This window comes from Caballeronia sp. LZ029 (assembly GCF_031451275.1).
Classification (GTDB): domain Bacteria; phylum Pseudomonadota; class Gammaproteobacteria; order Burkholderiales; family Burkholderiaceae; genus Caballeronia; species Caballeronia jiangsuensis.
Genome location: NZ_JARUXO010000003.1, coordinates 456028 through 479835 on the forward strand (window position 1 = coordinate 456028; position 23808 = coordinate 479835).

Annotated in this window: 24 protein-coding genes; 12 read left to right on the forward strand and 12 right to left on the reverse strand. The window is 63.7% G+C overall.

What is annotated here, in order from left to right:
* Positions 1–38 precede the first annotated feature (38 nt).
* Positions 39–1826 carry a dihydrolipoyl dehydrogenase gene (gene lpdA / locus QCE73_RS21455; RefSeq protein ID WP_309883473.1) on the forward strand — a complete coding sequence of 596 codons (1788 nt, stop codon included), beginning with the start codon at positions 39–41 and terminating at the stop codon, positions 1824–1826.
* On the opposite strand, the gene QCE73_RS21460 is transcribed toward lpdA, so the two are convergent.
* Complete coding sequence (locus QCE73_RS21460) at positions 1823–5272, reverse strand: response regulator (protein ID WP_309883474.1); 3450 nt, start codon at positions 5270–5272, stop codon at positions 1823–1825. The two genes, lpdA and QCE73_RS21460, sit on opposite strands and share 4 nt — an antisense overlap.
* Before the next feature lie 420 nt (positions 5273–5692).
* On the opposite strand from QCE73_RS21460, the gene QCE73_RS21465 reads away from it, so the two are divergent.
* Both QCE73_RS21465 and QCE73_RS21470 read left to right on the forward strand, forming a co-directional pair.
* Positions 5693–7102 carry an MFS transporter gene (locus tag QCE73_RS21465; RefSeq protein ID WP_309883475.1) on the forward strand — a complete coding sequence of 470 codons (1410 nt, stop codon included), beginning with the start codon at positions 5693–5695 and terminating at the stop codon, positions 7100–7102.
* A 64-nt stretch (positions 7103–7166) separates the two neighbouring features.
* On the forward strand, positions 7167–7394 hold the full coding sequence (locus QCE73_RS21470; RefSeq protein ID WP_309883476.1) for a hypothetical protein: 228 nt from the start codon (positions 7167–7169) through the stop codon (positions 7392–7394).
* Between the two features lie 6 nt (positions 7395–7400).
* Here the strand turns inward: QCE73_RS21470 and QCE73_RS21475 are convergent, their stop codons facing one another.
* A complete protein-coding gene (locus QCE73_RS21475) occupies positions 7401–8153 on the reverse strand; it encodes a TetR/AcrR family transcriptional regulator (RefSeq protein ID WP_309883477.1) in 753 nt (250 codons plus the stop codon).
* A 237-nt stretch (positions 8154–8390) separates the two neighbouring features.
* On the reverse strand, positions 8391–9605 hold the full coding sequence (locus QCE73_RS21480) for a trypsin-like serine protease (RefSeq protein WP_309883478.1): 1215 nt from the start codon (positions 9603–9605) through the stop codon (positions 8391–8393).
* A gap of 33 nt (positions 9606–9638) precedes the next feature.
* On the opposite strand from QCE73_RS21480, the gene QCE73_RS21485 reads away from it, so the two are divergent.
* On the forward strand, positions 9639–9794 hold the full coding sequence (locus QCE73_RS21485; protein ID WP_309883479.1) for a hypothetical protein: 156 nt from the start codon (positions 9639–9641) through the stop codon (positions 9792–9794).
* A gap of 100 nt (positions 9795–9894) precedes the next feature.
* Here the strand turns inward: QCE73_RS21485 and QCE73_RS21490 are convergent, their stop codons facing one another.
* The 3 genes from QCE73_RS21490 to QCE73_RS21500 all read right to left on the reverse strand — a co-directional run bounded on the left by QCE73_RS21490 (position 9895) and on the right by QCE73_RS21500 (position 12337).
* The gene (locus tag QCE73_RS21490; protein ID WP_309883480.1) at positions 9895–10137 is read right to left on the reverse strand and encodes a hypothetical protein; all 243 of its coding nucleotides are present in this window, start codon (positions 10135–10137) and stop codon (positions 9895–9897) included.
* A 166-nt stretch (positions 10138–10303) separates the two neighbouring features.
* Positions 10304–11416: a hypothetical protein gene (locus QCE73_RS21495; RefSeq protein ID WP_309883481.1), complete on the reverse strand. Its 1113-nt coding sequence runs from the start codon at positions 11414–11416 to the stop codon at positions 10304–10306.
* Positions 11417–11455: 39 nt separating this feature from the next.
* Complete coding sequence (locus tag QCE73_RS21500; RefSeq protein ID WP_309883482.1) at positions 11456–12337, reverse strand: hypothetical protein; 882 nt, start codon at positions 12335–12337, stop codon at positions 11456–11458.
* Between the two features lie 188 nt (positions 12338–12525).
* Between QCE73_RS21500 and QCE73_RS21505 the strand changes: the two genes are divergently transcribed.
* The gene (locus QCE73_RS21505) at positions 12526–13272 is read left to right on the forward strand and encodes an SDR family NAD(P)-dependent oxidoreductase (RefSeq protein ID WP_035507183.1); all 747 of its coding nucleotides are present in this window, start codon (positions 12526–12528) and stop codon (positions 13270–13272) included.
* On the opposite strand, the gene QCE73_RS21510 is transcribed toward QCE73_RS21505, so the two are convergent.
* From QCE73_RS21510 to QCE73_RS21520, 3 genes are all read right to left on the reverse strand, one after another.
* Positions 13273–13425 (reverse strand): hypothetical protein, encoded by a 153-nt coding sequence (locus tag QCE73_RS21510; protein WP_309883483.1) that lies wholly within the window; start codon positions 13423–13425, stop codon positions 13273–13275.
* Positions 13426–13504: 79 nt separating this feature from the next.
* Positions 13505–14182 (reverse strand): type 1 glutamine amidotransferase domain-containing protein, encoded by a 678-nt coding sequence (locus QCE73_RS21515; RefSeq protein ID WP_309883484.1) that lies wholly within the window; start codon positions 14180–14182, stop codon positions 13505–13507.
* Between the two features lie 455 nt (positions 14183–14637).
* A complete protein-coding gene (locus QCE73_RS21520; RefSeq protein ID WP_309883485.1) occupies positions 14638–15333 on the reverse strand; it encodes a CBS domain-containing protein in 696 nt (231 codons plus the stop codon).
* A 714-nt stretch (positions 15334–16047) separates the two neighbouring features.
* Here QCE73_RS21520 and QCE73_RS21525 point away from each other — a divergent pair.
* Together QCE73_RS21525 and QCE73_RS21530 are read left to right on the forward strand one after the other, a co-directional pair.
* Entirely contained in the window at positions 16048–17142 is a 1095-nt protein-coding gene (locus QCE73_RS21525; protein ID WP_035507173.1) for a glycosyl hydrolase, read from the forward strand.
* A gap of 296 nt (positions 17143–17438) precedes the next feature.
* Positions 17439–17876: a hypothetical protein gene (locus QCE73_RS21530; RefSeq protein ID WP_238210758.1), complete on the forward strand. Its 438-nt coding sequence runs from the start codon at positions 17439–17441 to the stop codon at positions 17874–17876.
* Here the strand turns inward: QCE73_RS21530 and QCE73_RS21535 are convergent.
* Complete coding sequence (locus QCE73_RS21535) at positions 17873–18532, reverse strand: HAD family phosphatase (RefSeq protein ID WP_309883486.1); 660 nt, start codon at positions 18530–18532, stop codon at positions 17873–17875. The genes QCE73_RS21530 and QCE73_RS21535 overlap by 4 nt on opposite strands.
* 162 nt (positions 18533–18694) lie before the next feature.
* On the opposite strand from QCE73_RS21535, the gene QCE73_RS21540 reads away from it, so the two are divergent.
* Genes QCE73_RS21540 through QCE73_RS21560 form a run of 5 tightly spaced genes read left to right on the forward strand, consistent with a single transcriptional unit; the run spans position 18695 to position 23175 of the window.
* Positions 18695–19921 (forward strand): FAD-dependent monooxygenase, encoded by a 1227-nt coding sequence (locus tag QCE73_RS21540; protein WP_309883487.1) that lies wholly within the window; start codon positions 18695–18697, stop codon positions 19919–19921.
* 1 nt (position 19922) lies between these two features.
* On the forward strand, positions 19923–20678 hold the full coding sequence (locus tag QCE73_RS21545; RefSeq protein WP_309883488.1) for an Asp/Glu racemase: 756 nt from the start codon (positions 19923–19925) through the stop codon (positions 20676–20678).
* 3 nt (positions 20679–20681) lie between these two features.
* A complete protein-coding gene (locus tag QCE73_RS21550) occupies positions 20682–21497 on the forward strand; it encodes an alpha/beta hydrolase (RefSeq protein WP_309883489.1) in 816 nt (271 codons plus the stop codon).
* Between the two features lie 11 nt (positions 21498–21508).
* A complete protein-coding gene (locus tag QCE73_RS21555) occupies positions 21509–22549 on the forward strand; it encodes a 2,5-dihydroxypyridine 5,6-dioxygenase (RefSeq protein WP_309883490.1) in 1041 nt (346 codons plus the stop codon).
* A complete protein-coding gene (locus QCE73_RS21560; RefSeq protein WP_309883491.1) occupies positions 22546–23175 on the forward strand; it encodes an isochorismatase family protein in 630 nt (209 codons plus the stop codon). The genes QCE73_RS21555 and QCE73_RS21560 overlap by 4 nt, the downstream gene beginning before the upstream one ends.
* On the opposite strand, the gene QCE73_RS21565 is transcribed toward QCE73_RS21560, so the two are convergent.
* On the reverse strand, positions 23141–23440 hold the full coding sequence (locus QCE73_RS21565) for a hypothetical protein (protein WP_309883492.1): 300 nt from the start codon (positions 23438–23440) through the stop codon (positions 23141–23143). The genes QCE73_RS21560 and QCE73_RS21565 overlap by 35 nt on opposite strands.
* Before the next feature lie 111 nt (positions 23441–23551).
* Entirely contained in the window at positions 23552–23770 is a 219-nt protein-coding gene (locus QCE73_RS21570) for a hypothetical protein (RefSeq protein ID WP_035507213.1), read from the reverse strand.
* Positions 23771–23808 lie beyond the last annotated feature (38 nt).

Sequence of the window (23808 nt, forward strand, 5' to 3'; positions counted from 1 at the left end):
TTTCCAATCGCGAGAAATCGCTCACAAGGAGAATCTGAATGGCCAGGGTTGAAGTCAAGGTTCCGCAGCTTTCCGAATCCGTCACCGAAGCGACGATGTTGCCGTGGAAGAAGAAAGCGGGCGACGCCGTGGCGCAAGACGAAATCCTCGTCGAACTGGAAACGGACAAAGTGGTGCTCGAAGTGCCCGCGCCCGCCGCCGGCACGCTCGCAGAAGTGGTGAAGAAGGAAGGCGACATCGTGCACGCGGACGAACTGCTCGCGATCATCGATACCGAAGCGAAGGCTGCTGCCGCCGCGCCCGCCCCCGCTCCGGAAAAACCCGCCGCGCAACCTGCTCAACCGGCGCAGGCAGCCGCAGCCGCACCCGCGTCCACGCCCGCCGCCGCTTCAGGCCAGAAGGCCGACTTCGATGTCATCGTCATCGGCTCCGGTCCCGGCGGCTATATCGCCGCGATCCGCGCCGCGCAACTGGGCCGCAAGGTCGCGTGCGTCGAGGAATGGATCAACCACGCGGGCAAGCCGAAGCTCGGCGGAACGTGCCTGAATGTCGGCTGCATTCCGTCGAAGGCGCTGCTTGCATCGAGCGAGCAATTCGAGAAGGCGCAACTGCATTTCGGCGAACTCGGCATCACGATGGACAACCTTGCAGTCGATGTCGACAAGATGGTCGGGCGCAAGGAAGCGATCGTCGAGAAGATCACGGGCGGCGTCGAATTCCTGTTCCGCAAGAACAAGATCACGTGGCTCAAAGGTCACGGCAAACTCGCGGGCAAGGACGGCGCCAACTTCAAGATCGACGTGAGCGGCGACGGCAAGAGCGAAAGCCACACCGCGCAACACGTGATCATCGCGACGGGCTCGAAGGCGCGTCATCTGCCGAACGTGCCGGTGGACAACAAGATCGTCTCCGACAACGAGGGCGCGCTCGCCTTCACCTCCGTGCCGAAGAAGCTCGCCGTGATCGGCGCGGGCGTGATCGGGCTGGAGCTCGGCTCCGTGTGGCGCAGGCTCGGCGCGGAAGTGACGATTCTCGAAGCGCTGCCCGAATTCCTCGGCACGACCGATGCCGCGCTACAAAAGGAAGCCGCGAAGCTCTTCAAGAAGCAGGGCCTGACGATCCACCTCGGCGTGAAAATCGACGGCGTGCAGACGACGGATTCGAGCGTCTCCATTTCGTACCAGGACAAGGACGGCAATGCGCAGACGCTGGAGGCGGATCGCCTGATCGTGTCGATCGGCCGCGTGCCGAACACGGACGATCTCGGTCTCGATTCCATCGGCCTGTCAGCGGATGAGCGCGGCTTCATTCCCGTCGATGGCCATTGCGCGACGAAAGTCCCCAACGTCTACGCGATCGGCGATGTCGTGCGCGGCCCGATGCTCGCGCACAAGGCCGAAGACGAAGGCGTGCTGGTGGCGGAGATCATCGACGGGCAGAAGCCGCACATCGACTACAACTGCATTCCGTGGGTGATCTACACGCATCCGGAAATCGCGTGGGTCGGGCAGACGGAGCAGGCGCTGAAGGCCGAAGGCCGCGCGATCAAGGCCGGCCAGTTCCCGATGCTGGCGAACGGCCGCGCGATGGGCATCGGCGAAACGGACGGCTTCATCAAGATCATCGCGGATGCGCAAACCGACGAGATTCTCGGCGTGCACATCATTTCCGCGAACGCGTCGGATCTGATTGCCGAAGCGGTCGTGGCGATGGAGTTCAAGGCGGCGAGCGAGGATATCGGGCGCATTTGCCATCCGCATCCGTCGTTGTCGGAGGTGATGCGCGAGGCAGCGCTCGCGGTGGACAAGCGCGCGCTGAATATTTAAACGCGCCGCGGCATCCACACGCGCAGCAGCGAGTAAAGCCGGTCGACGTCGATCGGCTTTGCCAGATAATCGCTCGCGCCCGCCGCGAGACATTGCTCCTGATCGTCCTTCATCGCCTTCGCCGTGATCGCGATGATCGGCAGCTTCCTGAAACGCGCGTCCTCGCGGATGCGCCGCGTCGCTTCGAGTCCGTCCATGCCGGGCATCATCACGTCCATCAAGATGATGTCGATGTCCGGATGCCTGTCGAGCGCTTCGATCGCCTCGAAACCGTTACGGCCGATATCCACCTTCAGCCCCTGATGCTCCAGCGCGCTCGATAGCGAGAAGATGTTGCGGATATCGTCATCGACGAGCAGCACGCGGCGGCCATCCAGCACGCGGTCGCGCGAGCGCGAGACGTGCAGCATCGCCTGGCGATCCGCCGACAAATCCGTTTCGACCTTGTGCAGGAACAGCGTCACTTCATCGAGCAGACGCTCCGGCGAGCGCGCGCCCTTGATGATGATCGACTGCGAGTAGCGCATGAGTTCCGCTTCCTCGTCGTGCGTGAGATTGCGGCCCGTGTAGACGATCACCGGCGGGAACGAATACGCGTCGATGCCGGCCATCTGCCGCAGCAGGTCGCCGCCCTGCATGTCGGGCAGCTTCAGGTCGATGATCATGCAGTCGAAGATCGTCGTCTTCAGCAGTTCGAGCGCGTCGCGGCCGAACTCGACCGGCGTGATTTCCACGTCCGCATCGCTGATCAGTTCCACGATGCTCTGACGCTGCCGCGCATCGTCCTCGACGAGCAGCACGCGCTTGATCTTCTGGCTGCTCTTCTCTTCGAGCCGCTGGAAAATCGCCGTCAGTTGCTCGCGCGTGGTCGGCTTCACCGCGTAGCCGATCGCGCCGAGATGCAGCGCGGCCTCGCTTCGATCCGATGCCGACACGACATGCACCGGAATATGCCGCGTCTTCGGATTCGCCTTCAGTTCCTGCAAGACCACGAGCCCCGAGCGATCCGGCAAGCCGATGTCGAGCAGGATCGCGTTCGGCGCGCTGTCCTGCGCGAGCTTGAGCGCCTCGCCCGCCGTCCCGCTCACGATGCATCGATAACCCAGTTCGTGCGCGAGATCGAGCAGCACCTGCGCGAAGTCCGGTTCGTCCTCCACGACCAGAACGACGCGGCGGCCGGGTGCGGCGTCGGCGCGATCGTCGTCGATGACGTGGATCACTTCGATCGGCTGCTCGACCGGCGGCTTTGCTTCGATGGCGACGGGCGCCGGCGCCTGCTCGACCGCTCCCGGCAACGCGGCCGCGCCGTAAGCGACGGGCATCGTCAGCGTGAACGTGCTGCCGGTGCCCTGCGCGCTGCGCACCGCGATATCGCCGCCGAGCAGATGCGCGAGGCTGCGCGAAATCGACAGCCCGAGACCCGTGCCGCCGTAGTGACGGCTCGTGGTGCCGTCGGCTTGCTGGAACGCTTCGAAGATCGCTTCGAGCTGGTCCGGCGCAATGCCGATGCCCGTATCGGTCACGACGAACTGCACCGCGCCCTCGCCCGCGCGCCTGAGCACGAGCGACACCGCGCCCGCGTCCGTGAACTTCACCGCGTTCGACAACAGGTTCCTCAGGACCTGTTCGAGACGCCGGAAATCGGTCGTGAGCGTCGGATAGTCGTCGATATCGTTGCGCAGTTCGAGCCTGAGCTTCTTCTGCCGGGCGAGCGGCTCGAACGTGCGCGAGAGGGTATCCATGATCCGCTGCAACGGCACATCTTCGATATGCAGGTCGAGCTTGCCCGCCTCGACCTTCGAGAGATCGAGAATATCGTTGATGAGATTGAGCAGATCGTTGCCCGCGGAATAGATCGTCTGCGCGTACTTGATCTGATCGTTCGTGAGATTTCCGGCCTTGTTCTCGGAGAGCAGCTTCGCGAGAATCAGCGAACTGTTGAGCGGCGTGCGCAGTTCGTGCGACATGTTCGCGAGGAACTCGGATTTGTAGCGGCTCGCACGTTGCAACGCTTCGGCGCGCGTTTCCAGTTCGCCCTGCGCGGCGTTGAGCGCGACGTTGCGTTCGTCGAGCGCGCGCGCCTGTTCGGCGAGCTGATCGTTGGTCTGCTCCAGCTCCGCCTTCTGATTCGCGAGATAGACCTGCGCCTGCGAAAGCGCCGTCGTCTGCTGTTCGAGTTCCTCGTTGGTCGTGCGCAGTTCTTCCTGCTGCATCTGAAGCTCTTCGTTCAGTTGCTGCGTTTCTTCGAGCACATGCTGCAAGCGCTCGCGATACTGCGCCGCCTCCACGTAATCGCCGATATTGCCCGCGATCGTCTTCAGGAATTGCTGGTCGCGCTCGGTCAGCCTGTGCATCGCGCCGAGTTCGATGGCGCCGTTCGCCTGGCCTTCGTTTTCGATCGGCACGATGACGAGGCTCGCGGGCACGCTCGCGCCGAGCGCGGAGTTCACCTTCCAGTAACCGGCGGGCACATCGTTCATGCTCGTCAGCTTGCGCGCGTGCACCGCCTGTCCGACGAGGCTCTTCACGCCCGCGAGGGAATCGGGAACCGGTGCGCTGTCGGGATCGAAGCCGAAGCTCGCGGTGCGCTTCAATGCGCCATCGTTTTCGCGGACGTAGAACGCGCCGATCGACACTTTCAGATAGTCCGCGAGGAAATCGAGAATCGTCCGGCAAAGCTGATCGAGCGATTGCTGGCCGATCACCTTTTCCGCGAGTTGCGTCTGCCCTTCGTTCAGCCACGCCTGCTCCTGCAGCGCGCGCGTCTGACGCTCCTGTTCGCCGATCGCGGCGCCGAAGGCACCGGAGAGCTGCATCAACTCGCGCCGGCCGAAGATCGCGAGAATCACGGACAACGTCAGGCTCAGAAACAGAAATACGGCGACGGTGATGGTCGTCAACTGCTTCGCGGATTCCACGCGCTGCAGCCGCAAGGTCTGCTCGATGTTGAGAAACGCGGCGAGTTCGCGCTCGGTTTCCGCGCGCTCGGCCGAGCCGCGTCCCGCGCGCACGAGCGCGACGGAATCCTGGGCGTGGCGGCGCGCGTCGATCAAGCCGTCGGCGACCTTGTCCCATTGCGCCTGCAACGCGCGAATGCGGATCAGGCGATCGACTTGCGGCGCGTTATCGGAGACGAGATCGGCGAGCGTGTCGATATCGGCGCCGAGCTTCGGTTTCGCGGTTTCATAGGGCGCGAGAAACGCTTCGTCGCCCGTGATCAGATAGCCGCGAATCGCGCTTTCCTTTTCGCTGACGAGCCGCCCGAGTTCCTGCGCGTTGCCGATCACGCGTTCCGAATGCTCGACCCAGTTGATGCCCGACAGCAGATAAAGCACGAGCACGACGAACGCGATCGCCGTGACGAGGCCCGTTCCGAGCGGCAGTGCGATGTTGCGAAAGAGAATGCGACGAAAACTGGCCTCGTCGACACCGGACCGCAATGGCATAGACAGCTCCGAATAAGCGTGAACGTCGCGCGCCGGGCCGATGTCTCGAACAGCCCTTATGACGGCGACGATCCCTAAAGTTGTAGTTCTTGTTTCAGCCGCTGCGCATCATACCCGGTTCGGTTCTGCGCCGTGACGGGCTTCGGGCGTGTTCGTGAAAGGTAGCACTGTAGCGCTTTTCGGTACGTTCGTTCGGGTGGGTTCGTGCTGGTGAGTGTCTCTTCCGTAGTTCCCCTCCTTCGAATCCCGCGCCTCTCACGCGTGGCGACTTATTTTTTCCCATTTGCGTTTATTAATTATAGATACATATAATAAACCAACGTCGAAACCGGCGGGCCCCCGCTTCGCGTGAACACCGGCATGTCGCCGGCCCAGTGGCATTCATGGACGGCGCGAGCCGTCGACAACGAGGAGTTGTACATGTCGCAAGCAGAGCTTCACACTGGCCCGGCATTTCCGCCGCGCGCCGGGCAATCGACGGCAGCCGACCGTGGCGATGCGTGGAGCGGGAGCGTGCCCGTCGAGGAGTTCATCGACGCGCACCGCTTCTCGCGCTTCCAATGGACGCTGATGGGCGTGTGCTTCCTGATCGTGCTGATCGATGGCATGGACACGGCGGCCATCGGCTATATCGCGCCGGCGCTCGTCAAAGGCTGGGGCATCACGAAGGGCGCGCTCGCGCCCGTACTGAGCGCCGCGCTCTTCGGGCTCGCGGCCGGCGCGGTCATCTCCGGCCCGGCGGCGGACCGCTTCGGGCGGCGCGCCGTGCTCATCGCCGCGACGGCTTTCTTCGGCGCGATGAGCCTCGCGACCGCGTTCAGCGGCTCGATCGAATCGCTCGTCACGCTGCGGTTTCTGACGGGCATCGGCCTGGGCGCGGCGATTCCCAACGCCATCACGCTCGTATCCGAATACGCGCCCGCGAAAAGCCGCGCGATCATCGTCAACACGACGTATTGCGGCTTCACGGTCGGCGCGGCGCTCGGCGGCTTCATCTCTTCGTGGCTGATACCCGCGTTCGGCTGGCATAGCCTCTTCGTCGTGGGCGGCGTGCTGCCGCTCGTGCTCGCATGTTTCGTCGTGATGCTCGTGCCGGAATCCGTGCGCTATCTCGTCAGACGCGGCGCGCCGAAGGAAAAGATCTGGAAGCCGCTCTCGAAGATCGCGCCGCTCGATCTCGCGCGCATCGATTCGTTCCGCCTGTCCGAGCGCGCGCAGACGCACGCGAAGTCGTCGGTCGGCGCGATTCTTTCGCGCAACTATGTCGTCGGCACGCTGATGCTCTGGCTCGTGTATTTCATGGGCCTCGTCATCTTCTACCTGCTGATGAGCTGGATGCCGCTGCTCATGAACGAAGCCGGCTTCACGCCCGAGCGCGCCGCGCTGCTCACCGCGCTCTTCCCGCTCGGCGGCGGCATCGGCACGATCGCGTCGGGATGGCTGATGGATCGCTGCAACGCGAACGTCGTCGTGATGCTCGGGTATCTGCTGACCGCCGTGTTCATCTTCGTGGTCGGTCAGGCGATCGGCAGCATCGGTCTCGTGAGCGCCGTGATCTTTCTCGCGGGCACGACGATGAACGGCGCGCAATCGTCGATGCCCTCGCTCGCCGCCATGTTCTACCCGACGCAAAGCCGGGCAACCGGCGTCTCGTGGATGTACGGCGTCGGGCGCTTCGGCGGCATCGCGGGCGTCGCTCTTGGCGGCCTCTTCGCGCAATGGAAGCTCGGACTGCCCGCCGTTTTCGCGCTGCTCGCGGTGCCATCGGTGATCGCGGGCATCGCGCTCTTCGTGAAGCTCAAGGCGCATCCGGGAACGGAACACGCCTGATTTTCCGCGGGCCGCCCGCATGACGGGCCGCCCGCTTCATTCATCGTAACGACAGGGAGCACACATGACTCAGGAACTGGAATCGTTGACCGGCAAGCTGCATGGGCTGACGGCTGCCATTAGCGTGATCGCGGCGGCGTTGCCGCAGCAGGCATCGGCGAATGTGCAGGAGACGCTGCGCGAGATCATCGGCGAAACCGCGTCTTCGGACTTGCCCAGCGCCACGCTCGCATCGATGCATTCGACCATCGCGCAGGTCATCGAATCGATGGAAATCGGCCTGCGACGCTGATGCTTTTCAGGCGGCGCGCGCAGTGCGGGGCGTCTTTGGTTTGGTCTTCTTCGCGCTCGCCGATGACGCGCTCGCCTGCGCCTCCAGCCCGCCGACGATGAAGTTCGTCAACTGTTCGAGCGTCTCGTTCGCATCCCACGGATCGCACGCGCCCTTGGCGAGCACGTCGAGACGATGGGTGTCGGAGAACGCGTAGAGATAGGCGCCGATCATCATCGTCACGCGCCAGTAGAGATCCTTCGCGGGGAGGCCGGGCAGCGCGGCGCGCAGGGCTTCGACGTAGGCATCGGTCGAATCGCCATATGCAGTGCTGCGCAGGCTGTACGAAATCTCGGGCGGCTCCGTATGCAGCCGGGCTTGCAGACGAATGAACGCACGCCCGCCGTCGGTCTTGCGCAGCGCGACGAGCGGAAGCAGAAACGCGCGCACGATGTCGCGCACGCTCGCCTCTTTTGCGTCGGACAGTTCATGCAGGAGCGTCACGCGCTCCTCGGAAATGAGCATCGCGCGGCGCAGGAACACCTGCTCGAAAAGCTGCTGCTTCGTGCCGAAGTAATACGTGATGAGCGCCTGCGTGACACCGCACGACGCGGCCACTTCCTTGAGCGACGTGCCCGCGTAGCCGCGCTGCGAGAAATCGACCTCGGCTGCATCGAGGATGTTCTCGCGCTGATTGATGTTGCCCGTCGGACGGCCGAGCCGTTTGCGCTTGCTCGACGCGCCATGTGCGCGGACGTGAGTGGTGTCGTCTTTCGTCATGCCTGGGCGGTGCTGCCGATGAAGTGAGAAGCCGCGTCCCGCTCGCGGCCCGGATCGCTTCCTATTTTACGGGCGTTTCAGGCATGCTCCAGCGAATTCGTCTGAAGCGCTGGTTCTCAAGTCGATTTCTTGAATCGTGTGGCTGCTGGCAGCGTCGATGTGCCGTTTTCGATCTCGTCCGAAGCGAGCGACGGTGGCCCATTGTCCGTTCGACCGGCCGGGCCACCGAAGCCTGCGCTAGTTGCAATATCCCTGCGATCCGAACGTGCCGCCGCCCGGCGCCGCGCCGCTGCACAGCGTATTCAGCAGCGATGCGATATTGCCCGACCCGTAGTTGCCATAAGTCGCGTTCGGGTACTGCGTGTTCTGACGAAACTGCGACGCGTAGTTGTCCTTGTTCGCGTTCGGATCGGCCGATCCCCACGAGGTCACGCCGACGATCGCGAGCGTCGATGAGTTGCCCACCACCGCGCCGCCGGACAGAACCGCATCGCGCGCCCTGAAGTTGACGATCCAAGGTCCGCCGCTTGCGCCGCCCGTGAGATTGCTGCCCTGCCAGAGTTGCGATGCGCCGCTGACCGTCGTCGTATAGGTCGGGCCATCGGTGCGCTGCATGATCGCGCCGCCATCGATCAAGGCGGGATAGCCGAAGGTCGTCACGGCAGCGGTCTGAAGATTGCCGGTCTTTGGCGTCGATATGAAGGAATAGTTGTTATAGCCATAGTTCAGATAACCGGTGATATCCCCGATGAATTGATTCGATGCGTTCTTCGCTATCACGATGACCGCGATATCGTTGTTGCGCGCCGAGCCCGATCCGGTGTCCGTGCCGTTCGCCCACGTCGATGGCCGGACGAGCCCGGCCCAGGTCCATGTGCCATAAGGCGCGATCTGGGCGGCGGTGGCTCCGGAAGCGCCGTAATGTCCGGGTCTGAACTGCCAGCCCGAGTACAGCGTATTGCCGCTTCCGAACGCCTGAATGCAGTGCGCCGCCGTGACGATCACGCTTCTGCGAATCAGGCTCGCGGTGCAGTATCCGGCCGAGAACGTGAGTTTGCCGATGGCCCGATACGGATAGGTCGTGCTGAGGTAATTCGCGCTCGTGGTGCCGGACGCGCTCTGGTTGCCGTCCTGCACGCGGCCGGTCGTATAGGGAATGCCGAAGTCGCCATACGCTCTCGTCTGCGCATTGCTCACGATGCCGCTCTGCGTGTTCACGCCCGCGGGATAAGGTTCCGGGCCGGTGTTCGGGACGATCGTGGATGTATCCGGCGGCAGAAGCACATTGACGACCGGTTTGAGACTCGATATATCCGGCGCTGCGTCGCGCGATGCCGCCGGATTCGTATTCACGATGACTTCATCGCCCGCATGTGCGACGCTGACGCTCGCTAACGCCAGTGCGACTACCGCCGTCGCCTCCACGCAGGCGACTCTTTTCGATCTTTTCATGACACCCTCCGGTTGATGGATACGATGTGTCGGATGAACATCGATCTTCAGTTGTTTTGTATTCCTAATTCTTATGAACATCACTTGGCCGGCAATCAATGCGACGTTCGTGGTCTGATTCATCGGATGCATGCGGGTCGTCGTCGTTTTGTTTCGAACGAAGAAAGCCCGGTTCCGGCACGCGCTTAACTTCGACGAATTCAGGCGCGCGCCGCGCAATACGATCAGGAAAGCGAACAATAAACAACTCTAGTTCAAATTTTCGTTAACCTCGATCTCGCGTCTTTGATCAGCGGATAGGGGTGGTGCTTTGTGGCCCGATCGAGATTTGCGGTTCATCGCACAGAGCGCGCTTGACGACACTCCTTCCATACAGATAGCCTACATCCAGCTTTCGAAACAAGCCCACCAGAAGCGCCTCGTATTCGGCCTCCGGCTCACGCCGCTTCTTCGATGTTCGACGCGGACGATCGCGATGGCCGTCGTTCCCGGCCATGACTTCGGCGAGCGAAGCCGCGACGGGCGTGACCATTCCGGCTTTCCCGATCTTCCGCAAACGTTCTCTGCGCGCTCGCGCACGGCGCGTAACGACGACGCCCTCGCCTCCGGTTAAGTACCGCACAGAAGGCTACGTACAGCCTGTCATTCTTGCCCCACATCGCGTTTGACTCTCCAGGTGGACGCGTGGCGAAGAAACATTACAAGGGGCACACATGAGTAATCCTAAAAAATTCAAATTGAATACCGCGATCAAACTGAGCGTGATCGTGATCGCGGCGGCCATGTCGAATTTCGCGTCGGCGCAAACGGCGGGAAATCCTTGCGGCAACCAGACTTCCGAGGGGTGTGTGCCGGTCGGCCCGAGCGCCGTGATGACGGTTGCAGCGATGGATTCGTCGACGAGCGTATCGCCGTCGACGGAACCGACGGTCGACACGGTGTCGGCTGTCGTGCCCTTGCTCCAGGGCGGCCGCGGTGGCGAGGGATCGGCTGGGGCGAGCTCGGGCGGCGGCAATTCGAGCGGCTCTGGTTCGGCGTCCGGGTCCGGGGCCGGGTCTAGCTCGGGCACTGGCTCGGGTCAGGGTTCGGCGAGTAGCGGACCGGGCTCGACAGCGGGTGCAGGTGGCACGAACTCGGGCGGCGGCAAGGGTACGGGATCGACGGGAACTGGAAACGGCAGCTCGGGTCCGGGCGGCGGCAACTCCGGTGGCAATTCCGGCGGCAATTCCGGCGGAGATTCGGGTGGAGACTCGGGCGGTGACACGGGCGGCGATGGACACGGCCACGGTCACGGACATGGCCACGGTCACGGCGATGGCGACGGTGACGGCGATGGTCATGGGCATGGCCACGGTCATGGCGATGGCGACGGTGATGGCGATGGCCACGGACATGGCCACGGTCATGGCGACGGTGACGGTGATGGCGATGGTCACGGGCATGGTCATGGCCACGGTCACGGTGATGGCGACGGTCATGGTGATGGTCACGGCGATGGTCATGGCGATGGCCACGGCGATGGCCACGGCGATGGCCACGGCGACGGTCATGGTGTTGGCCACGGCGACGGCCACGGCGATGGCCACGGCGACGGTCATGGCGATGGCCATGGTGTTGGCCACGGCGACGGTCACGGCGACGGTCATGGCGATGGCCACGGCGACGGTCACGGCGATGGTCATGGTGTTGGCCACGGCGACGGTCACGGCGATGGCCACGGCCATGGCGACGGAGACGGCGGACACGGACACGGTGGCGTTGGCCATGGCGACGGTGGTCACGGCGACGGTGGTCACGGCGATGGCGGTCACGGCAACGGCTCGCCTGGCGGCCATGGCGGTGGCAGTGGCTCAGGTAGTGGCCACGGCGGCGGCAACGGCGGTGGCGGCAACGGTGGCGGCGGTAACGGCGGTGGCGGCCATGGTGGTGGCGGCAATGGCGGTGGCGGCAACGGTGGCGGCGGTGGCGGCGGCAATGGCGGTGGCGGCAACGGCGGCGGCGGTAACGGCGGCGGCGGTAACGGCGGTGGCGGCAACGGCGGTGGCGGCAACGGCGGTGGCGGTCATGGTGGTGGCGGCAACGGCGGCGGCGGTAACGGCAGTGGCGGCAACGGCAGCGGCGCCGGCGGCAACGGCGGTGGCGGCCATGGCGGTGGTCACGGCGGTGGCGGTAACGGCGGCGGTAACGGCGGTGGTAACGGTGGCGGCAACGGTGGCGGTAACGGTGGCGGCAACGGCGGTGGCGGTCACGGCGGTGGCGGTCACGGCGGTGGTGGCAACGGCGGTGGTGGCAACGGCGGCGGCAACGGCGGCGGTGGCAACGGTGGCGGCAACGGCGGTGGCGGCAACGGCGGTGGCAACGGCAACGGCGCTGGCGGCAATGGTGGTGGCGGCCATGGCGGTGGTCACGGCGGCGGTAACGGCGGCAACGGCGGTGGCGGCAACGGCGGCGGTGGTAACGGCGGCGGCAACGGCGGTGGCGGCAACGGCGGTGGTAACGGCAACGGCAACGGCGCTGGCGGCAATGGTGGTGGCGGCCATGGCGGTGGCCACGGCGGTGGCGGCAACGGCGGCAACGGCGGTGGCGGCAACGGCGGCGGCGGTAACGGCGGCGGCGGTGACGGCGGCGGCGGTAACGGCGGCGGCAACGGCAACGGCGCTGGCGGCAACGGCGGTGGCGGCCATGGCGGTGGTCACGGCGGTGGCGGCAACGGCGGCGGTGGCGGCGGTCACGGCGGCCGTTAATCAAGCAGCGCAGTGCAAGGAAGAACCGATGTCCCTCCCGGGGCATCGGTTTTTTTTCATTGAGGCCCCGCCCCTCGCGAACGGATCGCAGGCCGATCCTCATCCGCACGGCCATCGGCGGGATCATCGCGACGCGCGCAAACTAGCCTTTCCCACTCGAGAGAAAGGACCCCTCCATGCCCGCTCGCATCCTCGATCTGAACGGCCGCGTCGCCCTCGTGACCGGCGGCTCACGCGGCATCGGCCGCGCGATATCGCTTGCCCTCGCGTCGTGCGGCGCATCGGTGGCGGTCAACTATCGGCAGCGCGAGAACCAAGCCGCCGACGTCGTCGCGGAGATCGAACGCCTCGGTGGCCGCGCGCTCGCGGTACGCGCCGACGTCTCGCTCAGCAGCGACGTCGACACGATGATCGGCGACATCGAACAGCGCCTCGGCCCTGTCGACATACTCGTGAACAACGCGGGCACCGCGACGATGATCGACATCGACGATCTCACCGAGGCCGAATTCGATCAGACGATCGCCGTCAATCTGAAGTCGGCGTTTCTGTGCACGCAGGCCGTGCTGCCGGGAATGCGCTCGCGGCGCTGGGGCCGCGTCGTCAATCTGTCGTCGGCGGCGGCGCGCGGGCCGGGTCTGGTGGGTATTCACTACAACGCATCGAAAGCCGGTCTCGAAGGCCTGACGCGCGGCTATGCGGCCCGGCTCGCGCGCGACGGCATCACCGTCAACGCAGTCGCGCCGGGACCGATCGATACCGAAATGGCCGGGCCGCTCAAGGCATCGAATGTCGCGGAGCGGCTGCCCGTCGGCCGGCTGGGCGAAGCGAGCGAAGTCGCCGACGTCGTGATGATGGTCATCGGCAATGCATTCATCACCGGGCAGACGATTCCCGTCAACGGCGGCGCGAGCTTCATCTGATCAGCGCACGGACTGACACTCGCCCGAATCTCCTACGTGAAGCGTCGCGGCTGATCCCACGCCGCGATCGCTCTCCAGCGCATCGACGACCTGCGCGAGCTGGGGCATCGTATCCGGCCCGAAGCTATTGAAGGGCGGATTGTCGATGATCACGCGCCTGTATGACGCGCCCGAAGGTCCGATCCTGATTTGCGCGTTCGCACTAACCTGCGGTCGATCGCATCCATGCGCACTAGCCGCGCATCACCTTCAGAAGATCCTCTGCCGCGTATTTCGACGACGCCGGATTCTGACCCGTGACGAGACGGCCATCGATGATCGAAAACGGCTGCCAGTCATCGACTTTCTCGAAACGTCCACCGAGGCGTTTGAGTTCGTCCTCCACGAGAAAGGGCACCACGTTCGTGAGTTGCACCGCCTCTTCCTCCGAATTGGTGAAGCCGGTGACGCGCTTGCCCTTGACGAGCGGCTCGCCGTTCGCTTTGACGTGACGCAATACGCCCGGCGCGTGACAGACGAATGCGACCGGCTTGCCGCTGCTGTAGAAGCGCTCGATCAGCGCGATCGATTGCGCGTCCTCCGCGAGATCCCACATCGGTCCATGGCCGCCCGGATAGAACACGGTGTCGTAGTCGTCGGCGTTCATCTTCGCGAGGAGCGCCGTGTTGGCGAGTACGCGTTGCGCGGCGGCATCGCCCTTGAAGCGCTCGGTCAGCTCGGTCTTGCCTTCCGGCGTATCGCTCTTCGGATCGACGGGCGGCTGGCCGCCCTTCGGCGAGCACACCGTGATGTCGACGCCCGCATCGAGAAATGTGAAGTATGGCGCCGCGAATTCCTCCAGCCAGAAGCCGGTTTTCCTGCCGGTGTTGCCGAGCTGGTCATGTGAAGTCATCACCATCAGAATTTTCATGGTCGCACCCTGCCTCGAAAATAGGTCGCAGTTTCCACGCTGTCTCGTGGTGAAAGCACTATAGGTCGCGAATCGGCACTCTGCGCGGCGAGACCACATCAAGGTATAGGGTTCTATACGACGTCGCTGGCCGATGATTCGCACTACTGCGATCGAATCCGATGCGCACAGCACATTTATGCTGTCCGTAGGAAATTGCGTCGGCAATCGCTATTGTCAGGCGCAGCAACTCGAAAATTTTTCTGCGATCGAATTTCCAGAGCGGGCCGTCATTGCCATGACGAAACGAATCCATGCCTCACGCGCATCGAGATGACGATCAAGGCGATGAAAGCGAGCGTGTTCTCCTCGGTCGAATCACTGACGACGCGAGAACGCGAAGTGATGAAATAAAAGCAGAGGCGCTGAGTCGAATCTACTTTCGCACGAACCGCGCCCCTGAACGAAGCGCGTTGCTAGTCCAGCGGCGCAACGGCGGCCGGCGGCCCGATGTGCGTCACGACTCCCTTGACCCCCGGCGCGTTTTCGGCGGCTACGCGAATCGCATTGAGTTCGTCCTCGCTTGCGACACGGGTCCACAAATGCACGGTCCCGTTCTCCACGATGACGTTTTCCCGGGCAAGCGCCCAGGGATGATCCGCCATCGCGGCGAGGACCGCTTCGCGGATCGAGTGATCGCTGATGTCGGCATCGACGGGCAGTTCGGGCGCCATCGTCACGAGCGCGCGAATCAGATTGGCGCGGCTCACGACGCCGACGACCTTGCCATCGCGCACCACCGGCACGCGCTTGATGCGCTTGCGTTCGAGCAACTCGGCGATATCGGCGACCGGACATGTTTCGGTCACGGTCGTGACGTCGGTGCTCATCACATCGCCGACCTTGCGCGCATGCTCCTTGACATACTGGCTCGCCAGTTCACGCGTCGATGCAACCAGTTCGAGCCACCACGCGCGCTGCCTGACGCCGGTCCCGATCTCCGCGCGATGCATCAGATCGCCCTCCGTGACGATGCCGAGCAGCTTGCCGTCCTCGTCGATCACGGGCATCCCGCTGATGCCCGCGAAAACCATCGTTCCGGCCGCCTGTCGCACGGACATGTCGGGTGTGGCGGAAACGATCCGCGTCGTCATGATGTCGGCAGCTCGCACGTTCATCTCCTTCCGGGAAGACAGCAGAGTTCTGAATATGAGCGATGACGCCAGCGGCGTCCGCTCAGGGTCTGGTCCGGCACGACGCCTTGAACGATACAACAGATCCCGCTGCAGTACATTTTCCCGACCGGCGTTTTCCACCGTTGAGCCTCCCGCGTAGACCGTCCGGATAATTGCCCAACTCGTATGAAGTAAGTTTTTCTGCGTCCACCGGACAACGAAAGATTTTTTTACTGTGACAGGGATTTACATTCATCTCATAAGACGATAACCTTGCAGCCGTCAGTCAGGTTTCGGCAACCGTTTCCGAATCCTACGCAAGCAGTTTGAAATATTCGGAAATTATGACCGGAATTGCGGTGATATTGCCTGGTTCCAGACCGACGCCGCCTTCGAATTGAGCTGGTTTGTCATTTCGTAAGGCCCATGCGAGCAAGCGCAATCGTTTGCTCGACTCCGCCATCCGGAGCGCTCGCTGTTTTGCGCACCGGACCCGATCAGTGACTCCGCGCTGCTGAGTTTGCCTTTCCACGCCTAAATTCCGGCGTCGGGCAAGCGGACTTGCATTGATCATGTAGTTTGGATGACTAATTAGTGTCATTCCGACGACAGCACGGTTTGCCGCGATACGTATCGTGAATCACTGGGCAGGTCCGGAAGCGTTTCGGATTCTACGAGCCTTACGCTAATCAATTTGCACTACTAACTGCAATGACGAATCGATATCTCACCTCTCATCGCAACTTCAACGTTTTCTCGGCACGCAAGGCCGCGGCAATCGCGACAGCGCTTCTCACGAGCGTGTTGCTCGCCGCCTGCGGAGGCGGCGATGACAGCGCCCTGGGCGACGCGACCGCCAAGAGCGCCGCGCCCGAGTCGACGGCGAAGGCCGCGACCAGCACGTCCATCTTCTACGGCGCGAACGGCCGGAACACGAATGGTGGCGGATACGACGCGACGCCCGTGGCGACGCAGCTCGCGCAATTGAAGGACATCGGCGCGACGATCTATCGTAACGACGTGTACAGCCTGAACTCGGCGAAGGTCATCGCGAAGATGGCGCAGACGATGGCAGCGAGCGGCGTGACCGTGTACCCCGTGATCCTGCTGGGCACCGGGTTCAACAACGAGCAGGACGCGTACAACGCGGCCTACACGCTCGGTCAGCAGGTCGCGGGCACGTACAAGTACAAGTATTACGAAGTCGGCAACGAGCTCGAGGCAGGAGCGCTCAACGGCAACGTCGACGGCACGAGCTGGACGCACTACAAGAACCAGCCCTACGTCCTCGCGCGCGGCGTGATTCGCGGTCTGATCGCGGGCGTGAAGTCGGTGGACGGCTCGGCGAAGATCGTCGTGAACGGCACGTGGCTGCACTACGCGTTCTTCCAGATGCTGATGGACGGCTCGCAGCCCGACGGCACGCGCGGCCACCCGACCGTGAACTGGGACATCACCGCATGGCACTGGTATTCGAATCAGAACGACATGACGCATGCATGCGGCGGCACGGGCTGCTACGACATGCTGGGCATTCTCCACTCGTTCGGCAAGCCGGTGTGGATCAACGAATTCGGCGTGCGTCCGAACTACGGCACCGATCAGCAGATCGCGAATTACATGGCCGGCAATATGATGATGGCGCAGTTCCAGAGCGTTGCATCGAAGTACAACATCCAGTCGATCCAGGCGTTCGAACTCTATGACGACGTCGAAGGCAACTTCGGTCTGATGAAGTCGGACGGTCAGACGACGAAGGCCGCTTACTGGGCGTACAAGAACTTCGTGGCCGGCCATCCGATGTAAATTGCGCGGGGGTTTCGTCTCCCCCGCTTCCGGCAAGTCTTCGCGAGCGACCCATTGTGGTCGCTCGTGGCGTTTTGAGCCTTGAAAATAGGCACTTTCCCCGATCCGACCGTCGCGCGCTTATCGGCACGACGATATGACTGGTATTCAGTCGCAGCGCCTTGCCGGCGATTGCAGTCCGCCCTAACCTGCATGAGAGCCAGCCCTTCGGATCGTTGCCGGGCCGGCCATTTCCATCGATCCATACACCGCCTGTTCTTCCCGTTGCGGAAGACGCAGGGCCTATTGGAGAAGATATGCGCGGCAACCTGCAATCCGTCATCGAACGAGACGAGCCATTCGTCGGCATGCCTCACCGTGCCCAGCACGATCGCGTGCGATCCATTCTTTATTGCCGCGGCACGGGCGCCGCGTCGATCGCGGGAATCGCGAGGCGGCTTGCATCGGCGGGGCGCAAGTTCGAGGTGCATACCTTCGCGCGATCAGCCGAGCGCACCGTGCTGCTGGAAGCATTCGACGCGCTTCGCAGTCACGGCAAGGTCTATCATCATTTCGACCTGCCGGACGATTTATCCGCGCAGAAAAGCGCCTTCGCGATGAGTCCGACTCACGCGAGCACGCAGATTTACTGCAGCGGCCCGCCCGCGTTCACGGATCTGGTCGAGCGTCACGCACGCGACTGGGTGTATGCGGCCAACATCCACAAGATCGTTCTCGACGACCACACCGCCTAGTCAGCGAGCTGCGCCGGATCGAGGCCCAGCGCCTGCGCCAGTTCGCGCGGCGATCGCACGACCTGTGCTTGCGCGGGAAAGAGCGCGGCGCCTTCATCGTCGAAGGGCCATGCCAGAACGCGCATATGCGCCGCGATGGCCGCGTGCGCGCCGGTCGGGCTGTCTTCCACGGCGATCACTTCTTCGGGCGCGAGACGCAACAGCCACGCCGCGCGCTCGTATGGCTCGGGGCTCGGCTTGCCGTTACGCACATCGTTGACGCTGATGGTCACGAGCGACGGCTCTTCGATGCCGAGCGCCCGCAGATTCGCTTCGAGCAGCATGCGCGATGCATTCGACACGATCGCCTGCGTGATGCCCGCGGCCTTCGCGGCGCGATACACCTCCAGCGCGCCCGGTCGAGGCACGAGCGCGGGCGCACCGTCGAGATAGGCGCGCGCGCGAAACGCCGACCAATCCGCGTAATCCACCGACAAGCCAAAGCGCTCGCAACACAGCGCGTGCACTTCGCGTCCCGTCTTTCCGAAGATGAGCGGATGCATCTCCTCGCCCGCCTCCACACCATGACGCGCGAGCGCCGCGATCAGCGTGCGCAAATGCAGCGACTCACTTTCCGCGAGCGTGCCGTCCATGTCCCACAAAATGGCTTTGATCAAAGCTTGAATCTTCCTTGTCGTTCAGGTGCGTTCAGCGCGCAGCCTATCACGGCGTAGTCGCTGCGCGCACGGCCATCACCGCGCTGCGTGTTGCATTTATTTATACGGCCATATAATATCTGCCGTGAATTCACACGACTTCACTTTCGGAAGGACGAGATCATGAGCAGAACACTTCGCGTCGGCGTGATCGGCGGGGGAATCGGCGGCGTGGCCCTGACGGGCGCACTCGCGCAGCAAGGCATCGAGGTGCGGCTTTTCGAGCGCGCGAGCGTTTTCGGCGACGTCGGCGCGGGCATCCAGATGACGCCCAACGCGGTGAAGGTGCTCCAGGCGCTCGGTATCGGCGATGCGCTGCGTGATGTCGCGTTCGTGCCGCAAGCGATCGTCGGCCGCAACTGGGAGACGGCGCGCGAGAACTTCCGCATCCCGCTCGCATCGGCGTGTCCGGAGTTGTATGGCGCGCCCTTCTATCACGTGCATCGCGCGGACCTGCATCGCATTCTGACGACGCTCGTGCCCGCCGATGCCGCGCGTCTGTCCACGAGTTGCATCGACGTTCGGCAGGAACAAGACGCCGCCGTCGCCGTGTTCGATGACGGCAGCGAGTTCGAAGCGGATCTGATCGTCGGCGCGGACGGCGTGCGCTCGATCGTCCGTTCGACACTATTCGGCGAGGAAGCGCCGCGCTTCACCGGCAATATGTGCTTCCGCGCGGTCGTGCCCTTCGATGAAGCGCCGGACTTCGTCAGCCCGGATTCGTCGTTCTGGCTCGGGCCTCATGCGCACGTCGTCACGTATTACGTGCGCGGCGGCGCGGCGGTGAACATCGTCGCGGTGGCTGAGACGCAAAGCTGGGTCGAGGAATCGTGGAACGCGAAATCGAGCCGCGAGGCATTGCTCGCCACGTTCGAAGGCTGGCACCCGAATCTGCAGCGTCTCTTCGAGCGCGCGGAATCGGTCTTCAAATGGGGCTTGTTCGATCGCGATCCGATGCCCACCTGGTCGCGCGGCAACATCACGCTGCTCGGCGATGCCGCGCATCCGATGCTGCCCTTCCTCTCGCAAGGCGCGGCGATGGCGATCGAGGACGGCTACGTGCTCGCGCAATCGCTCGCGGCGCACGGCAAGGACATCGGCAGCGCATTGCGCGAGTACGAAACCGAGCGGCTGCCGCGCACGAGCCGCGTGCAGCTCGAATCGCGCGAGCGCGGCCGCACGTATCACCTGCCGAGCGCATTCGCGCAGAGAAAGCGCGATCTCATCTACAAGTTCAAGTCGTATCTGAATCCGCAGGCGTCGGGCATTCAGGCGAACTGGGTCTACGCGTACAACGCAACCGACTTCGCGCCGCGCGCGGCCGTGTCCAATGTTCCCCTGGAGGTCTGATATGTCGAACAGGACTTATCGCATCGGGCAGATCGTCCCGAGCTCGAACACGACGATGGAAACCGAAATCCCGGCGATGCTGATGGCGCGTCAATCCATCGAGCCGGAGCGTTTCACGTTTCATTCGAGCCGCATGCGCATGAAGAAGGTCGTGAAGGAAGAGCTCGCCGCGATGGATGCCGAATCGGACCGTTGCGCCGTCGAGCTTTCCGATGCGCGCGTCGATGTGCTCGGTTATGCATGTCTCGTCGCAATCATGGCGATGGGGCGCGGGTATCACCGCGTATCGCAGGCGCGTCTGACGAAGCACACGGCGGAGAACGGCGGCGCGGCGCCGGTCATCACGAGCGCGGGCGCGCTGATCGATGCGCTCAAGGTGATGAAGGCGAAGCGCGTCGTGGTCGTAGCGCCCTATATAAAGCCGCTGACCGAGCTCGTCGTCGATTACATCCGCAACGAAGGCTTCGACGTGATCGACTATCGTGCGCTGGAAATTCCCGACAATCTCGATGTCGCGCGTCACGATCCGCGCAATCTGCCCGGCATCGTGCAATCGATGAACTACCAGAACGCCGATGCGATCGTTCTCTCCGCGTGCGTGCAGATGCCTTCGCTGCCCGTCGTGCCGATGGTCGAAGCATCGACCGGCAAGCCCGTCGTAACGGCTGCGATCGCCACGACCTACGCGATGCTGCGCGAACTGGATCTCAGGCCGATCGTGCCGGGCGCGGGCGCGTTGCTGTCCGGGGCGTACTGAGCGATGGAATCGACCTTTCTCTACGGCGCGAATGTCCACGCGAACGGTATCCGTCAGCACTATCTGCGCTACGGCGGCGCACGCGAAGGGCGCGATGCGATCGTGCTCGTTCCGGGCATCACGAGTCCGGCGGTGACATGGGGCTTCGTCGCGGAAACGCTCGGCCGTCAGTTCGATACCTACGTGCTCGACGTGCGCGGCCGCGGCCTGTCGGAAGCGTCATCGACGCTCGATTACAGCCTCGACGCGCAGGCCAGCGATCTCATCGCGCTCATCGAAGCGCTCGGCCTGAAGCGCGCGAGCGTGCTCGGCCATTCGATGGGCGCGCGCATCGCCCTGCGCGCCGCGCGACAGGCGACATCCATCGCGCGGCTCGCGCTCGTCGATCCGCCCGTGTCCGGCCCCGGCCGACGCGCGTATCCCGCGCGGCTCGCGTGGTACATCGACTCGATCGCGCTAGCACGCAAGGGCATCGACGCGGATGGCATGCGCGCGTTCTGCCCGAGCTGGACGGACGAGCAATTGCGTTTGCGCGCGCAGTGGCTGCATACCTGCGACGAACGCGCGATCCGCGCGAGCTTCGAAGGCTTCCAAGCCGACGACATTCACGCCGACATGCCCCACATCCGACAACCCGCGCTGCTGATGACTGCGGGAAAAGGCGACGTGATCCGTGACGAGGACATCGTCGAAATGCGCGAGCTGATGCCGCAACTCGAAGTCGTCGACGTGCCGGACGCGGGCCACATGATTCCGTGGGATGACGAAGCCGGCTTTTATCGCGCGCTCGGTTCGTTCTTCGGCGCACCGCTCATCTGAGGCGACACATCATGCCAATCAGCGATTATCAATTGATAGAAGCGTGGAAAACGGTGCTCACGCTGTCGCGTCTGCAACCGGGGCAGACGGTAACCATTCTCACCGGCGCGGCGACGCATCCGCAAACGCTCGCGTGCGCATCGATCGCGACGCAATCGATGGGCGCGATCGTGAACCGGCTCGATCTTCCGCCCGTCAACGGCGAAAAGGCGTTGAGCCGCGACGCCCTCGCGTATCTCGGCGAAACGCCGCTCACCGGCAACCGCGCGGCCATCGCCGCGTTGAAGGCGAGCGATCTCGTGCTCGATCTGATGACCCTGCTCTTTTCGCCCGAGCAGCACGAGATTCTCGCGTCGGGCACGAAGATATTGCTCGCCGTCGAACCGCCGGAAGTGCTCGTGCGCATGACGCCCACGCTCGCCGACAAGGAGCGCGTGCTCACCGCGGCAACGCGCATCGGACATGCGCGCGGGATGCGAGTCACATCGAAAGCCGGCACCGATCTGCGCTGTCCGCTCGGCGAGTTTCCCGCGATCGCGGAATATGGTTTCGTCGATGAACCCGGCCGCTGGGATCATTGGCCGAGCGGCTTCGCGCTCACGTTTCCGAACGAAGGCGGCGCGAACGGGCGCATCGTGATCGATCGCGGCGACATTCTTCTGCCGCAAAAAAGCTATTGCTCGGAGCCGGTCACGCTGACGGTCGAAGGCGGCTATGCGCGCAGGATCGAAGGCGGCGTGGATGCGGATCTCCTGCGCGAATACATGCTCTCCTTCGACGATCCCGAAGCCTTCGCGATCTCGCATATCGGCTGGGGTCTGCAAAAGCGCGCGCATTGGTCCACGCTCGGCCTCTACGATCGCGAAGCGACGCTCGGCATGGACGCGCGCGCGTTCGACGGCAACTTCCTGTTCTCGCTCGGACCCAACAACGAAGGCGGCGGCACGCGCACCACCGCATGCCATATCGACATTCCCTTGCGCCGCTGCACCGTCTCGCTCGACGGCGTGGACGTGGTTCGCGAAGGCAAGACCATCGAGGAAACACGATGAACGAAGCAATCTATGCGCGTCAGGGCTTCGGCAACGACTTCGACATCGACGGACAGTTCGGTCTGCTGATCGTCGATTTCGTGAACGGTTTCGCGGACCCCGACGTGTTCGGCGGCGGCAACATCGCGGAGGCGATCGAGCGCACCGTGCCGCTTCTGCACGCGGCGCGCGTTATGAGCTGGCCGGTCGCGCACAGCCGCATCGTCTATGCCGACGACGACTCCGACGCGAACGTCTTCTCGCTCAAAGTGCCCGGCATGCTGACGCTGAAGGAGCATGGGCACGACAGCGCAATCGTGCCGCAGTTGTCGCCCGCATCCGGCGAACTGGTCGTGCGCAAGAACGTGCCGTCGGCGTTCTTCGGCACGTCGCTTGGAAGCTGGCTCACGATGCGCGGCGTGCGCACGCTCGTCGTCGCGGGCGCGGTGACGAGCGGCTGCGTGCGCGCGAGCGTCGTCGATGCGATGCAGTACGGCTTTCGTCCGGTGGTGCTGTCCGATTGCGTCGGCGATCGCGCGCCCGGTCCGCACGACGCCAGTCTCTTCGACATTGCGCAGAAGTATGCGGCGGTGATGTCGTCGGAAGAATTGCTTAGCCGCGCGCGTCGTTTTGCGGCACGCAAGTGAACGAGACTGTCGACGTCTGCTCTTCGAGCGAGCGCACGCCGCTCGTCGCTTCCGATCTGATCGCGGCGCGCTGCGAACGCTGCTTGCAGTAATCGCTGGCGGCGTCCATCGCCGCATTGCGCGCGGTCACCCATGACATGCGCGTGCCCGTCGCCTTGCCGGTGACCGTGTAGGTGTCGGGATGCGCGCCTGCCGTGACGCCGTTCGTGGTGCCGCATGCGGCGAGCAGACAGGCGAGCGCGAGCGCCGCGAACGCGCGCGGCATCGAACGTATTGATATTAGGTAAGAGAACATGCTTGTGGATCGCGAATTTTGAGATCGATCCGAATGGTACAAGCGTCTGCAATTTTCTTCACAAATCGCAGTGTGTTCCCTTCAAGCTTGAGCGATGCGATCCAGCAGGCGTTGCAGGCGCGAATGCTGACACGGCGCGAGTCCGGGCGTGGCGATCGCCTGCACGACGCGGCCGCGCCAGTATGTCTTGGAGAAGAGCGAATTCGCGCCTTCGAGGCTCAGCACTTGCTCGAGGTGTTCGATCGCCGAATCGAGATGACCGACGCTATAGAGCGGTCTGCGTGCGCTGATGTTGTTCATGGCGCGGTCTGTCGTGCCGGTGAAGATTGAATCGATGC